The sequence below is a fragment of the Pseudomonas sp. PHC1 genome (genome assembly GCF_046487845.1).
In the GTDB taxonomy this organism is placed as follows: Bacteria; Pseudomonadota; Gammaproteobacteria; order Pseudomonadales; family Pseudomonadaceae; genus Aquipseudomonas; species Aquipseudomonas sputi.
The window spans coordinates 1-13,743 of the sequence record NZ_JBJXHJ010000032.1; the positions used below are offsets into that span (position 1 = coordinate 1).

Sequence of the window (13,743 nt, forward strand, 5' to 3'; positions counted from 1 at the left end):
AAAAGCGAAAAGCGAAAAGCGAAAAGCGAAAAGCGAAAAGCGAAAAGCGAAAAGCGAAAAGCGAAAAGCGAAAAGCGGACTGCTTTTGCTTTGATCGTTCCCACGCTCCGCGTGGGAATGCAGCCCGGGACGCTCCGCGTTCCATTCTCGAATGTTTAAAAGTTGTGTCTGTTTCGGCGATCCTTCCCACAAGGTTTTCAGGTTGTCCGTCGGAAGCGCGGGCTCTAGCCTGTTTCGGTCGCTGCCAATTCAGCGGCCGGGCCTGGAAACCCGGGAATGTGAGAAGGCGAAAACGCTGTTCATAACGTATGCTGCGCACCTTCATTGTGTGCCCGCTGTTATGGCGGCTGTACGCGGGAGACATTTATGTCTGCCGGGTCGCGTTCTCCCCGGATTTCCAGCCTGCGTACGGCTGCCACCCATTCTTCCTGGAAGTCGATTGGGCCAGCTGCAACTATCAATGAGAACGAAATGATCATGAAGAAACCAACACCCAACCCACCCGAAAACCAAGCCCATTCCGAAAGCGACCCAACTTCCCCATACACCTCCACCCACTCCAGAAAACTCCACGAAGCCGCCGAGCGCGCCCTGGACCATTACCTCTGCCCCGGCGCCCACATCATGGGCAGCGTCAACGAACCCGCCCCGATGTACCTCGCCAACCCGGCTTACAACACCGAATCCCTGCTCGCCAACGCCAGCGAATCCCTGGGCTCGGCCAGCGAAATGCTCAACAACTTCGCCGCCACCCTCGACCCCGCCCACCGCAAAACCGCCCTGGGCATCGCCCAGATCCTCATGCTGGGTGAACTGGCCGTAAATCAGGCCTTGGATCACGTCGAGCTGAAGGGCTGATCCAGCAAGTCCCCAATAAAAAACGCGACCCAGCAATGGGTCGCGTTTTTCACATACAAACTGGAGCCACCATGGATCCCCGGATCTCCCCAATCGTTTCAGCCTTCGAAAGCGAAGAGCAGGCCGCCAGCTACGACCGCTGGTTGATTGCCAAAGTACAGGCTTCAATCGATGACCCACGACCCAGCATTCCGAATGAGCAGGTGATGGCTGAAATGTCGGCCCTGATGGAGGACAAACGAAGAAAGCATGAGGCGGGGTGAGTGCTTTGCGTTGGCAAGGTGAAAAGTAGAAAAGCGCAATGCTGATTTTGGCTACTCTACTGCTTCCTGGCGACTAACCATTTTTGAGGAGCGCATGGACCGTTCACCACCACTGGAAATCGACAGCGCTACCTATGCAGAATTCTTGGGCCTGTGGGAAATGGGTTCCTTTGATAATCAGCGATTGGGACAAGCCTTCTACAATCATTTCCGTCTCCATCGGTTAACCGATCAGGCTTTGTTGCATGGGCTTTACGAGGCAGACGGCAAGAAGGCTCGAGCCGCTATAAGTCGTATATTTCATCTCAATTAGCATCAGCCCTTTTGCGCATTGATTCCATCAAGGCATGTATCTCGGCCATCACCTGGTCATGCGGGATGTTCGGACGCGGATCATCGAGAGAAGCCTGTACTTCGGCCCGAAACCAACGGTCGTAACTCGCAGCCTGCTCCTCGGGATCAAGATCCGAAACAACCGGGCACAGTGGGTCGAACGGTATCGCTGTCGTCGCTGTCTGGATGAATTGCATGTAGGCCAAGCTCCATGGGGATCAAGTTGTCCCGGCAAATCCTAGAGCCTGCACTTCCGACGGCCAACCGCCAGAATTCGTCAGAAAACTCCCTGAATTTCTGAAAACGTTCCGTTTTCCGTAGGACGCCACTCAAGCGTCAGCGCAAAAAAAACCGCGACCTCAAGATCGCGGTTTTCCAACACCCAACCCTTACTGCTGCAACACCGTCGCCTGGTTAGCCGACCCGAACTGCTGAATGGTCGCGGTCTGTGTCATCCCGCTCTGGTCCACATTGGCGAAGTTTCCCGTCCCGCCCTGGGTCACGTACGCCACGTTCATGGTGTCAGTCTGTTTCACGGTGATCATGTTGTCGCTGCCGTACAGCTGCGCGGTATACGCCTGGTTGCCGGTGCCGGACTGGTCGAACTCGGCGCTGTTGCCCGAGCCGTTCGATGAGCCTTGAACCAGGTTGGTGGTGCCGCGCTGGTCGGCGATGAGGATGTTGTCGCTGCCGTTCTGATCGAAGTACAGCTCGTTGTAGGAATCGGCCTGGCTGACCGTCGTCTTGTTGCCGGTGCCGGTCTGGTGGGTGGTCATGATCTGGCCGATGCCGTCCTGGGTGAAGCTGGCAATGTTGCCGTTGCCGGCCTGGGTGACGGTGGCGCGCTGGCTGCTGCCGAACTGGCCGCCTGACTGCGGGCCTTTCCAGTTGCTGGCGTAGACCTTGTTGTCGTTGCCCACCGATGTGGCGTTGAGGGTGTGGCTGTCGCCGTTCTGGTAGGTGAAATGCACGTTGCCGTTGCCGACCTGGTACAGCGCCAGGGTCGAGTTGACCGATTCGAACTGGTCGGCATAGATGGCGTTGGTGTTGCCGACCTGGGTGACGGCGGCGGTGTTGTTTTCGCCGAAGCTCTGGTCGACCACGGTTTCGTTGCTGTCGCCGTACTGGTTGACGGTGGCCTGGCTTGCCAGTTGCGAGTCTTGCCAGATTTCGGTGCCGTTGAGGTTGCCGAACTGGTTGATGGTGATGTTGCCGCCGGTGCCGTTGCGCTGGTCGCCGTAGGCGTAGTTGCCTTCGCCGGCCTGGTTGATGCCAATCTGGCCGCCGTTGTGCAGCACTTGTTCGGCGGTGCCGTAGTTGGCGGTGCCGTACTGGGTGATCACCGAACTGTTGCCGGTGCCTTCGTACAGCTGCTCGATATTGGCTTCGTTGCTGTCGCCGAACTGGAAGGTCTTGCCTTCGCTGCCGTTCTGCGAGTCCTGGTAGACGAACGAGAAGTTGCCGGTGCCTTGCTGTTGTTGCAGCGCCTGGTTGCCGGCGCCGAAACCGAGGGACTGGCTGGCGTGGGTGGTGTTGAAGGCGCCGGTCTGTTGTTGGGTGATGGTGCTGTTGTCTTCGAACAGCTGTTCGGCGTAACCGGCGTTGTAGTCGCCGACCGCGTCCTGGGTGATGACGCTGGTGGCGGTGTCCTGCACGGCGGCGGCGTTGTTGCCCTGGCCCACTTGGGTCTGGGTCGCGGTGCTGAACGGGGCCTGGGTCTGCTTCACATCGGCGATGTTGGCGGTGCCGAGCTGGCTCTGGGTGGAAATGCTGTCGTCGGCCATGGCCTGGGCACTGATCATGACCAGGATGGCGGCGGTGAGGGGTGTCAGTTTGAACATGATGAACTCTCCGATGATTGCAGTGCTTAGCGATATTGCTTGACCGAAACGCTCATGCCGTTGCCCGACTGGGTCACGGCGCTTTGCAGCCCCGTGCCGGCCTGCTCGATGCTGGCGTCGTTGTTGTTGCCGTTTTGCGAAATCTGCGCGCGGTTGTGGCTGCCGGTTTGCGTGATGGACGCGGCGTTGCCGGAGCCGGTTTGCGTGATCAGGGCCATCAGGTCGCTGCCTTGTTGCAGGATGTACGCCTCCTGATTGCTGCCCGACTGCACGATCCTGCCCAGCAGCGACTGACCGTTCTGCGACAGCAGCGCGAGGTTGACCTGGCCGTTCTGGTCGATCAGCGCTTGCTGGCCCACGGGGGGCGGCAGTTCGCCGAGATCGGCGCTGTTGGGCGCCAGGTCGTCGTTTTCCATCAGGTCGTCGGCGCGCACGCCCGCACTGACGCACAGGGCGAGCAGGCAAAGCAGGGCGGCGGTCGGCGTGTTCATGGCGTTGTCCTGTTGTGTTTTGTGTTGCTCAAACCTGAAATCGTGGTTGAGTCAGCCCCACCCACCCCGCGCCAGGCGGTGTGGGTTGGGTGGGGCGTGGGCTCAGAGGGTGGTCACCGAGACGGTGCGAACGGTGCCCTGGGACGAACGGATGGTGGCGGTCGGGTTGGCCGATGGCACGACGAGCGTGTTGTTCAGCGTCAGCCGCCAGCGTCCGGTGACCGGTACCGTCGTCGTGCCGAGCGTGACCAACCCGTTCGGGGTGGTGACCTGCACGGTGATGGTGTTGCCGGTGGTCACCGACGAGGTGCCGGTGAAGTCCCAGTTGAAGCGTCCTCCGGAACGGGCCTGCACGGTCGAGGTGGTGATCGTGAAGGTCTCCGCGGCAGGCCGTGGCGACACTTGCACCGTCACGGTCGCCGGCGTCGACTGGGCGCCGAAGCTGTCCCGGGCGATGTAGGTGAAGGTCGTGGTGAAGGCCGTGGTCACGGTGGCCGGTGGGGTGTAGGTGATCACCGTACCGTCAGTGCTGACCGTGCCGCGGCCAACGGCCGGTTGGGTCAGGCTGGCGACGCCCAGCGGCGTGTTGCCTTCCGGATCGGTGTCGTTGGCCAGGACGTTGATCGGGATCGCGACGCCCAGCGTGGCGACGCTGTCGGCGACGGCGGTCGGTGGCTGGTTGGGCGCGACGGTAATCGTCACGGTCGCCGGGTTCACCGAGGCCAGGCCTTTGTTGTCCTGGGCCTTGTAGGTGAAGGTGGTGGTCAGCGGAGTGTTGACCACGGCTGGCGGGGTGTAGACCACCGACGTGGTGCCGTTCAGGACCACGGTGCCTTGGCCGGCCGCCGGTTGAGTCAGCGCAGTGATGCTCAGCGGCACATTGCCGTCGGGGTCACTGTCGTTGGTCAACAGGCTGAGGGTGATGGGCACGCCGAAGCTGGTGCTGCCGGTGTCGGCGACGGACAGCGGTGCCTGGTTCTCACCGGTGTCCGGTGCGCTGCCGACCACGACCACCGGCTCGGTGTCGCTGCCGCCGGCGGCGGATTTGACCGTGACGGTGGCTGGGGGCTGAGTCAGGTCAGCCACGGTGATGCGTTGCAGGGTGCCGGATTTCGACAGGCGTCCGTAGCCTTGGGCAACCATGTCCGGCACCGTGACTTCATCGGTCGAGGTGGCTTCGATCAGCAGGCTGTGGTTGGCCCAGCTGTAGCGGGCGGTCTGGATTTTCACCACGTCGGTGAGCTTGGCCGAGACAGCCGTCGGCCGGGTCGTGCCGGCCGGGTTGGTGGCGGTCACGACCACCACCGACGGCAGGGTGCCGGTGCCCAGGCGCTGGCCGAAGAACAGCCCGTTGTTGTCACCCAGCAGACTGGTCTCGCAAGGCGTCGGCGGCGGGCCGGGCAGCAGCGCTACCGTTTCGCGGAAGCACAGGGTCGAGCTGCTGTCGGCCTTGGCGAATACTTCGGCACGCACACCGGCCGAGGTACGGCGATAGGTGGCGCGGTCGACGGCGACCTGGGTTTGCTGCCGGTTGTCGAGGACCTTGCCGGCGACGGTGAACAGGTTGGTCTGAATCGAGCCGGCACCCGACGGGCCATCGATCCGCAGGAAGTTGGTGTTGAACGGGCTGCCGGTCACCGCTTCGGTGAGGTTCGGATCGCCGACGAAGGTTTCGATGCCGCCGGTGTCCGGGTTCACTTCGGTGTACGGGCCGTTGATGCTGCGCAGGAATGGGCCGATGGCGCCGTTGAGCGCGCCACTGAAGTTGCCCGGCGCACCGATGCCGATGTCTTTGGTGATGTTGATTGCCCGCCGGCCCGGCGTGGTGACGTTGACGGTTTCAACACCGTACGGATGGGTGATGGTGTAGGTGCCGGCCACCGGGACGTTCACCCGGATGCGGATCCGCGCGAAGCTTTGCTGATCGCCATCGGCCGGATTCCCCGAGGCGAACGCCGCTTCGATACCGGCCACGTAGGCATCCACGCCGAAACCGGCGCCGTTGTTGGGGATATTGGTTTCCGCCAGGAACCAGAAGGCTTCCGGCGGCCAGTTGTCGGGGAACACCATGGGCAAGGTGTCATCGAACACGCCCGGTTCCGGCAGCAGGGTGCACATGTACGCCGGCGGGGTGCTGACCGGCACCCGCGAACTGGCGGCGCGGGACTGGCAGAGTTCCATCGACAGCAGGTTGTCGTCCTGGTACCACATCGGGAATTTCCCGGTGGCGAAGGTGTAGGGGCCGGGATCGACGGCGGCCAGTTGCGCGAACGCACTGCCGGTCAGCGAGATTGTCAGCCCGAGCGCGTTGAGCGCGAAGCGTGGCCACTTGTTCATGATGCCTCCTGATGCGGATCTGGGCATGTGAGCGTTCATTGCACGATGACCACTTCTTCGGTATCGCTGCCGCCGTTGGACGACGTCACCCGAACCCTGGCCGGTGGTATCGGCGTGATCCCGGTGGCCAGGGTTTTCTCCGCGCCGTCGCCGCCCAGCGCACCGATGGTGGCGCCGGTGTCGGAGGTGGCGGTGAGCACCGGTGGCGAGGTTTCGTCACTGGTCGAAGCCACCACGGTCAATTGCCCGGAACTGAGGCTGTACTCGGCGCGCTGGATCACCACCAGGTCAGTCAGCGTCATGGGCAGGGTGGTCGGTGAGCTGGTGGCGATTGCCAGGTGGTTGTCGGCGGTCACTTGCAGCACGGTCGGCAAGGTCGGGTTGACCGCCGATTGCGCGTACCAGCTGCCGGTGCTGTCGGCTTCTGTCATGTTCACGACGGGCGTGCTGCTGGTGATGGCGGCGGTGCCCGGCGCTGGCGGCGCTTTGACGAACACGTCTTGTTGGGCCACCGGTGCGCTTTCGCCGGGCTTGCGTGAGTAGGTGCTGCGCTCGGTGATCAGAGGCGTTGGCCGAACCACTGTCGACAATTTGCCGGACACGGCGAAGGTCGTGCTGCGCAGGTCAATGCCGCCCGGGCCTTCGATGCGCACGTAGTTGGTATTGAACGGGCTGCCGGTTACCGCCTCGTTGAGATTCGGATCGCCAACGAACTGTTCAGCCGCGCCGGTCAACGGGTTGGTCTCGGTGTACGGCCCGTTGACGCTGCGCAGGAACGGACCGATGTCACCCTTGAGCGCGCCGTCGTAGGTTTGCGGGATGCCGATACCGATGTCGCGGGTCATGTTGATGGCCCGCCGGCCAGGTGTATCGACGGTGAACACATCGACGCCGTACGGGTGGGTGATGACGTAGGTGCCGGCGGTGGGCACGTCGACCCGGATGCGGATTCGCGCGAAGCTGATCTGGTCGCCTTCCGCGGGATCGCCGCCCCCGAACGCGGCTTCGACGGCGCTGACGTAAGTCAGGTCGATGCCGCGTGCCGCGTCGACGATGGAGGTATCGCCGGTGAACCAGAACGCTTCATCGGGGAAGTTGGTGGGGAATACGAGCGGTTGCGTGTCATCGAACACGCCGGGGGCCGGCAGCAGCGAGCACATGTACGACGGGGCGCCCGGGGTGCTCGGTACGCGGGAGCTGAGCGCTTTGGACAGGCACAGATCCAGAGTGCGACCGTGGCTGTCCTGATACCAGCTGGCGAAACCGCCATTGGCCGGTGTGTAGGGACCCGGATCGACGGCGAACAGAGCGGCCTGGGCAATGCCCTGGGCCAAGGCGCTCACGACCAGGACGGTCGCGGTTTTGGACAGTAAAGGGTGCATGAGTTAATCCCTCTAGCAAAGTACCTGCCCCGTGGGATGGGTCAGTTGCAGAGGGCTTTACAACTTCCATACCAACGATCGGCCAACTGGCTGGAGAGCACCGTGGCGCAAGGGCTGCAGGGGCGAAGAGAGACGGACCGGGTGGCGCGCGATAGGGCCACAGCCCCCAGAGTTGGGGGACTGTGGTGGGGGCTAGATCTTCTTGACGGGAGCGAACAGTATTTTTTGGAGATCATCCGGTTCTGAGTAACTCACCCGGTCATTTATGGCCAGCAAGGTTCTCGAACCCGCTCCAAAGACGATATCCGGGCCTCCAGTATCCGGTGTGACGATGACAAGGCGCGGAGGCAGGCCTGGCGTTTCATTGTCTGTGATCCGCTTGACCACGCCTTTGGCAGTGTTTGCTGTTGTTGGCGTTGCCATGTGATTCCTCCTTGATCCGAACGATAGGTCCTTGAGTCTGCGACGCTTTTGAATGAGTCACCTGAATCAGACGCCATTACTGAAGCATTGCCAACTGTCAGATCTGACAGGTGAAACACTCGATTCCATCAAATAGACAGCCGGTCGTTGAATTGCGCTCCATTTTGTGGAGCTCATCGTGATGTGGGGGGGGCGATTCCCCCGCATCCGGGCAAACACCCAACCGTGGGCTATAACCCTATAGGGACGTATCGGGAAGTCGCCGCCATGAACATGCAGTCACAATCGCTACCGGTCGAGGAGGGCAGCCAGCGGCTGAGCTCGCGCAAGCAGCCGTTCAACCTGTTGCGCTGGTTTTCATTGATCAGCATGGCGGTGATCGGCACCGTGGCCGTGGCGCTCGGGGCGGTGTCGACACGGTTCGTGATCGAGGAAAGCGTGCAGCGCGATGCCTTGCTGACCGCGCAGTTCATCCAGGCCATCGCGTCGGCGGAAGTGCGCCACGTCTCGATCCCCAATATCCGCACCATGGGCGAGTTGCTCGACCCGCGTCAGGACAACGACTTTCCCGATGTCGACCCGGCGGCCCGAGCCAGTGCCCGGGGCGAATTTCTCGATCACATCGAACATTTGCCGGATGTGATCCTCGCCAACGTTTATGCGCCGGATCGTACCGTGATCTGGTCGACCAACCCCGCGTTGATGAACACCCGGATTCATGCCGACGAAGACCTTGACCGGGCGTTCGATGAAAGGATTCCGGTGTCAGCGAGTTATCACAACGTAGACAAGGGCCGTGAAGAACAGAAATTCGTGGAGCCGCCGGAATACATCTTCATCGAAAATTACATCCCGCTGTTCGACGCCGAGGGCAAGAACGTCACGGCGATGGTCGAGATCTATAAAGAGCCGAAAGACCTGATCGCCCGCATGGAGCGCGGCCTGACGCTGATCTGGCTGGCCACCGCGCTGGGCGGCGGACTGATTTATCTGGGGCTGTACTGGATCGTGCGGCGGGCGGCGATCCTGCTGGCGGCCCAGCAAAAACAACTGATCGCCAACGAAACCTTTGTTGCGCTGGGTGAGATGTCTTCGGCGGTAGCCCACAGTCTGCGCAATCCGCTGGCGACCATCCGCTCCAGTGCCGAGCTGGCGCTGGAGTTCGATGCGGGGCCGGCGCAGAAAAACATCAAGGACATCATCGGCCAGGTCGATCGCATGTCGAAGTGGGTGCGCGAGCTGCTGCAATCGTTGCGACCGCTCAACGATGACCCTGAACCGGTGAACCTGGTGGCGGCGCTGCACGACAGCCTGATGGCGTTCGAGCAACAGATCGCCAAGGCCGGCGTGCAGGTGGTGTTTCACCCCCAGCAGACGCCGATGGTGCTGAGCCAGCCAGTACAGCTCGCACAGATCCTCAACAGCCTGCTGGCCAACGCGCTGGAAGCCATGGACAAGGGCGGCACGCTGACCATCACCCTCGAACCGAGCGACAGCCGTGGCGTGAGCGTCATGCTCAGCGATACCGGCAAAGGCATGAATGAAGAGCAGCGCAGCATGGCGTTCCGGCCGTTCTTCACCACCAAGCAGGGCGGCCTTGGCGTGGGGTTGGTGCTGGTCAAGCGGATCATGGAGCGCTTCGGCGGCGGCGTGAGTCTGGACAGCCGCGAAGGCGAGGGCACCACCGTTCGTCTGGCGTTTCAGCTCATCCAGCAAATCGGGTGAACTTCCCCCAGCAGTGGGTGTCAGGCCCCGGTCACCGGGGAGTGGGGAATGCAACAGCGCCTGCAAGTCCCTGTTACAACTGGAAATGATTTTTTGGCGAGGTAATTGCAAAACACCATCACCCCTTCCTTAGATGAGGCGGTTGGTGATGGACAGAACAACGCATGACCCCAAAAAACGCTTCCTGTTGACGCCACTGAGCGTCTTTCTGATGTTGACCCTCGGCCAGATGACCGGGGTTCGAGCGAGCCCGATCGACGACGAGAATCAGCCGGAAGCGTCCGACCCGTCGGCCTATTACGACGAGCCCGAGGACCGCGCCGGCGCCCTCAACGCGATCCTGACGATGCCCGAAGCCAACGAAGACTCCTTCGATCTGCCCGACGGGGTCAAAGGCACGCGGGACACGACGCGTACGGAAAACATTCTGCCGCCCACCGTCCAGACCAGTTTCAATTACCCCACCAACGGCAAGCCGAGCCCGCTGTACGGTGCTCAGCCGTTCACTCAGCAACTGATGCTGTTTGAAGAGTTCGGCCCGGAAAAACTCGACCCGACCACACCGGCAGCGCCCTTGAGTTTCCCGCCAGCCGCCATCGGCCCGGCGCCGGCGCAAGACCCGAACAACATCGCCCGCAGTGCGCCTCCCGGCACGGCGCTGGATGCGTTTCTGCGTCAACCGGGGCTCACGCCATTTCCGAGCCAGTACGCCAACGTGGTTGACCGCAACCCCTGGCAATCGCAGATCGAACTGTTCCTCAACCGGCATATCGGCTCCTCTGCCGAAGGCCGGCCACCGGGAAAAGGCTGGGCCCATCAGCGCTGGAACGAGTTCTACCCGCAAGTCGCCTACAAGACCGTGCAGACTGGCGCGCGCCTGAACGGCGGGCTGCGTGACAGTCGGCAGATGCACGGTTATGCGGTCGGCGAGTTCGGCCCCGGCGGGCTGTACCACAACGTCGCGGGCGTACCGGCGACGGATGGCGCGGCCAAGGGGGTCGACGTTCGCTTCCACCCGGCGATGCCGGTGCAGAACCACAACTCGGTGTGGACCTTCGACGGCACGCTGCCACCGAAACTGTTGATGGTGCGCTACGGCCAACCGGTGTTGATGCGGCATTACAACGGCTTGCCGATCGATCCGTCGGCCAACCGTGGCTTCGGTCTGCACACCATCAGCACCCACGAGCACAACGGCCACGCCCCGGCGGAAAGCGATGGTTATGCCAACGCGTTCTTCTTCCCCGGCCAGTACTACGACTATCGCTGGCCGATCCAGCTCGCCGGTTACGACAGCATCAACACCAAGGCCGAAGATCCGCGCGCCGCATTCCCGTGCGCGCCGGGAGAAACCCTGTGGGTCAACGACCTGCAGCCGGCGAAAAAGACCTGCGACCACGGCACCATCAAGATTCGCGGCGACTACCGGGAAACCATGAGCACCCACTGGTTCCACGACCACATGCTCGATTTCACCGCGCAGAACGTCTACAAGGGCAACGCGGCGATGATGAACTACTACAGCGCCCTGGACCGCGGCAACGAATCGGTGAACGACGGCGTCAACCTGCGCTTTCCCAGCGGCAGCGCCTTGCCGTGGGGCAACCGCGACTACGACGTCAACCTGGTGTTCGCCGACAAGGCCTGGGATCAGCAAGGTCAGCTGTGGTTCAACCCGTTCAACACCGATGGCTTCATCGGCGATCAGGTGCTGGTCAACTGGCAATGGAAACCGAGCCTCGACGTGCGGGCGCGCAGTTATCGCTTCCGTCTCCTCAACGGTTCGGTGTCGCGCTACTTCAAGCTTGCGCTGGTGCGTGAAGTCAAAGGCAGCGGCGGCGAATTCCCGGGGCCGAAAAACGCTGGCGTGTCGTACAGCCGCGTGCCGTTCCACATGATCGCCAACGACGGCAACATCATGGAACACAGCGTGCCGTTCGACGGTTCGATGGACCTCGATGCCGACGGCGACAAACAGAACCACAACGCGATTCTGCCGACCCAGGGTATCGCCGAGCGGTTCGACATCATCGTCAACTTCTCGAAAAACGGCATCAAACCGGGCGACAAGCTGTTCTTTGTCAACCTGCAAGCCCAGGACGACGGCAAGGGTCCGAAAGAAGTGATCCCGCTGGCCGACGTGCTGTCGGAGAAATACCTGGCGGTCATCAAGCAGACCAGCAAAGGCCCGCAATGGGACCGGGGCGACCCGGTGGTGGGCAAGGTCCTGCAACTGAACGTCAAGGCTTATACCGGCCAGGATCTGTCGATGAACCCGGCCGCCTACGAGCCCGCCAGACCGGGCAAGGCGGAAGGCATGGTGATGATTCCGCTGAAGATCCACCGCGACAACGCTGCCGACAAGGCCTTGCTCGCCAAGGCGCTGCACCGGACCTTCACCTTCGGCCGCGCCGACGGTACCGATGAAGCGCCGTGGACGATCAAGACCGATGGCGGCTTCGGCTTCCACATGGACCCGCGCCGGTTGAATGCCTCGACCAAACTGGCCAGCGGCCCGACCGACGCCGGGGTCAGCGGCATCGGCACCCTGGAGGTGTGGAATATCAAGGCCGGCGGCACGGGCTGGAGCCACCCGGTACACGTGCACTTCGAGGAGGGGATCATCCTCAGCCGTGGCGGAAAGGCCCCGCCTGAATGGGAAAAATGGGCGCGCAAGGACGTCTACCGGATCGGTTCGGAAGCCGACGGTCTGGACAGCGTGGAAATGGCGATCAACTTCCGCGAGTTTGCCGGGACCTACATGGAGCACTGTCACAACACCCAGCATGAGGACAACTCGATGCTGCTGCGTTGGGACCTCGAGAAACCTGGGCAACTTCAGCTGATGCCGACACCGCTGCCAAGCTGGGACGGCGTGCGCTACGTCAACTCCGCTGCACTGCCAACCTTCCGCACTGGCGATGGCGTCGGCCCGCAAGTGACCGTGAAACCATGAGCCGGGAGGGAGCCGACATGACCCAGCCAACGCCGCGCTCCCGCGCCCTGGGCATGCATCTGATTCTGGTGCTGGTCACCTGCCTGCTCGGCAGTCAGGTGCTCATCGCCCATCAGGCGCAGTCCGACGGTGCCAGCGAATCCGCCACCCCGTGGGGTGGCGACTATTTCCCCAATACCCTGCTGACCGACCAGGACGGTCGGCAGGTGCGGTTTTTCGATGACCTGATCAGAGACAAGGTGGTGGTGATCAACTTCATCTTCACGTCGTGCAGCGACTCCTGCCCACTGGAGACCGCGCGTCTGCGCCAGGTGCAGAAACTGCTGGGGGACCGGGTCGGAAAGGACATCTTCTTTTACTCGATCACCCTCGACCCGTTGAGCGACACCCCCGCAGTGCTCAAGGCCTATTCGCAACGCTTCAGGGTCGGCCCTGGCTGGAAGTTCCTCACCGGCGAGTTCGAAGATGTCACCGAGCTGCGCAAGAAGCTCGGGCTGTTTATCGAAGGCGTCGACAACGGCCGCACCAAGGATCACAACCTGAGCCTGATCGTCGGTAACCAGAGCACCGGGCGCTGGATGAAAGCCTCGCCGTTCGAGAACCCGTGGATCCTCGCTGACCAGCTCGCCAATACGTTGCAGAACTGGAAACAGGCCAGCACCGCAGAGAGTTACGCCGACGCCCCGCAGATCCGTCCGCCGAGCAACGGCGAAGAACTGTTCCGCACCCGCTGCGCCTCGTGCCACAGCCTCGGCCCGCAGGATGGCGAAGGCATTGGCATGCGCAACATCGGCCCGGACCTGATCGGCGTGACCCGCCAGCGTGACCCGGCCTGGCTCAGTCGCTGGATCCGCGAACCGGACCGCGTGCTGGCGGAGAAAGACCCGATCGCGCTGCAACTCTATGAGCAATACGAGCGCATCCCGATGCCCAATCTGCGTCTGGACGAGGCCTCGGCACAGTCGATCATCGACTTTCTGAGTGCCGAAACCGAGCGTCAGCATCCGTCGGTGCAGCCCTTGGCTGACGGGGCGTTGACGCCAGTAAAACCGGCATCTGCGAGCGAAACGGTGAGTCGTATGCGGTAGCGGCTAAATAGCATCATTGAACCGTGTGTCACGGTCATTGCCACCT

The 13,743-nt window shown here is 62.2% G+C and carries 12 protein-coding genes; 6 read left to right on the top strand and 6 right to left on the bottom strand.

Going from position 1 to position 13,743, the window contains the following annotated elements; translation table 11 throughout:
• The first annotated feature begins 477 nt into the window (after positions 1–477).
• From ACKJSM_RS26835 to ACKJSM_RS26845, 3 genes are all read left to right on the top strand, one after another.
• Positions 478–858: a DUF6124 family protein gene (locus ACKJSM_RS26835; protein ID WP_236182342.1), complete on the top strand. Its 381-nt coding sequence runs from the start codon at positions 478–480 to the stop codon at positions 856–858.
• A 71-nt stretch (positions 859–929) separates the two neighbouring features.
• A complete protein-coding gene (locus ACKJSM_RS26840) occupies positions 930–1,121 on the top strand; it encodes an antitoxin (protein WP_410239342.1) in 192 nt (63 codons plus the stop codon).
• 94 nt (positions 1,122–1,215) lie between these two features.
• Positions 1,216–1,434 carry a hypothetical protein gene (locus tag ACKJSM_RS26845; protein WP_410239343.1) on the top strand — a complete coding sequence of 73 codons (219 nt, stop codon included), beginning with the start codon at positions 1,216–1,218 and terminating at the stop codon, positions 1,432–1,434.
• Here the strand turns inward: ACKJSM_RS26845 and ACKJSM_RS26850 are convergent.
• The 6 genes from ACKJSM_RS26850 to ACKJSM_RS26875 all read right to left on the bottom strand — a co-directional run bounded on the left by ACKJSM_RS26850 (position 1,427) and on the right by ACKJSM_RS26875 (position 7,928).
• Positions 1,427–1,651: an antitoxin gene (locus ACKJSM_RS26850; RefSeq protein ID WP_236182340.1), complete on the bottom strand. Its 225-nt coding sequence runs from the start codon at positions 1,649–1,651 to the stop codon at positions 1,427–1,429. The genes ACKJSM_RS26845 and ACKJSM_RS26850 overlap by 8 nt on opposite strands.
• A gap of 192 nt (positions 1,652–1,843) precedes the next feature.
• The gene (locus ACKJSM_RS26855; RefSeq protein WP_236182339.1) at positions 1,844–3,295 is read right to left on the bottom strand and encodes a curlin; all 1,452 of its coding nucleotides are present in this window, start codon (positions 3,293–3,295) and stop codon (positions 1,844–1,846) included.
• Positions 3,296–3,321: 26 nt separating this feature from the next.
• Complete coding sequence (locus ACKJSM_RS26860; protein WP_236182338.1) at positions 3,322–3,786, bottom strand: curlin; 465 nt, start codon at positions 3,784–3,786, stop codon at positions 3,322–3,324.
• 102 nt (positions 3,787–3,888) lie between these two features.
• A complete protein-coding gene (locus ACKJSM_RS26865) occupies positions 3,889–6,123 on the bottom strand; it encodes an Ig-like domain-containing protein (RefSeq protein ID WP_410239344.1) in 2,235 nt (744 codons plus the stop codon).
• Positions 6,124–6,158: 35 nt separating this feature from the next.
• The gene (locus tag ACKJSM_RS26870; protein WP_410239345.1) at positions 6,159–7,505 is read right to left on the bottom strand and encodes a hypothetical protein; all 1,347 of its coding nucleotides are present in this window, start codon (positions 7,503–7,505) and stop codon (positions 6,159–6,161) included.
• Positions 7,506–7,697: 192 nt separating this feature from the next.
• Entirely contained in the window at positions 7,698–7,928 is a 231-nt protein-coding gene (locus tag ACKJSM_RS26875; protein ID WP_410239346.1) for a hypothetical protein, read from the bottom strand.
• A gap of 267 nt (positions 7,929–8,195) precedes the next feature.
• Between ACKJSM_RS26875 and ACKJSM_RS26880 the strand changes: the two genes are divergently transcribed.
• The 3 genes from ACKJSM_RS26880 to ACKJSM_RS26890 all read left to right on the top strand — a co-directional run bounded on the left by ACKJSM_RS26880 (position 8,196) and on the right by ACKJSM_RS26890 (position 13,697).
• A complete protein-coding gene (locus ACKJSM_RS26880; RefSeq protein ID WP_410239347.1) occupies positions 8,196–9,653 on the top strand; it encodes a sensor histidine kinase in 1,458 nt (485 codons plus the stop codon).
• A gap of 148 nt (positions 9,654–9,801) precedes the next feature.
• On the top strand, positions 9,802–12,609 hold the full coding sequence (locus tag ACKJSM_RS26885; protein WP_410239348.1) for a multicopper oxidase domain-containing protein: 2,808 nt from the start codon (positions 9,802–9,804) through the stop codon (positions 12,607–12,609).
• Between the two features lie 17 nt (positions 12,610–12,626).
• On the top strand, positions 12,627–13,697 hold the full coding sequence (locus tag ACKJSM_RS26890; protein WP_410239349.1) for an SCO family protein: 1,071 nt from the start codon (positions 12,627–12,629) through the stop codon (positions 13,695–13,697).
• Positions 13,698–13,743: the final 46 nt, after the last annotated feature.

Bases quoted from the DNA above. Each gene is read 5' to 3' on its own strand.
- ACKJSM_RS26835 (WP_236182342.1), top strand. From the start codon at position 478: ATGAAGAAACCAACACCCAACCCACCCGAAAACCAAGCCCATTCCGAA.
- ACKJSM_RS26840 (WP_410239342.1), top strand. From the start codon at position 930: ATGGATCCCCGGATCTCCCCAATCGTTTCAGCCTTCGAAAGCGAAGAG.
- ACKJSM_RS26845 (WP_410239343.1), top strand. From the start codon at position 1,216: ATGGACCGTTCACCACCACTGGAAATCGACAGCGCTACCTATGCAGAA.
- ACKJSM_RS26850 (WP_236182340.1), bottom strand. From the start codon at position 1,651: ATGCAATTCATCCAGACAGCGACGACAGCGATACCGTTCGACCCACTG.
- ACKJSM_RS26855 (WP_236182339.1), bottom strand. From the start codon at position 3,295: ATGTTCAAACTGACACCCCTCACCGCCGCCATCCTGGTCATGATCAGT.
- ACKJSM_RS26860 (WP_236182338.1), bottom strand. From the start codon at position 3,786: ATGAACACGCCGACCGCCGCCCTGCTTTGCCTGCTCGCCCTGTGCGTC.
- ACKJSM_RS26865 (WP_410239344.1), bottom strand. From the start codon at position 6,123: ATGAACAAGTGGCCACGCTTCGCGCTCAACGCGCTCGGGCTGACAATC.
- ACKJSM_RS26870 (WP_410239345.1), bottom strand. From the start codon at position 7,505: ATGCACCCTTTACTGTCCAAAACCGCGACCGTCCTGGTCGTGAGCGCC.
- ACKJSM_RS26875 (WP_410239346.1), bottom strand. From the start codon at position 7,928: ATGGCAACGCCAACAACAGCAAACACTGCCAAAGGCGTGGTCAAGCGG.
- ACKJSM_RS26880 (WP_410239347.1), top strand. From the start codon at position 8,196: ATGAACATGCAGTCACAATCGCTACCGGTCGAGGAGGGCAGCCAGCGG.
- ACKJSM_RS26885 (WP_410239348.1), top strand. From the start codon at position 9,802: ATGGACAGAACAACGCATGACCCCAAAAAACGCTTCCTGTTGACGCCA.
- ACKJSM_RS26890 (WP_410239349.1), top strand. From the start codon at position 12,627: ATGACCCAGCCAACGCCGCGCTCCCGCGCCCTGGGCATGCATCTGATT.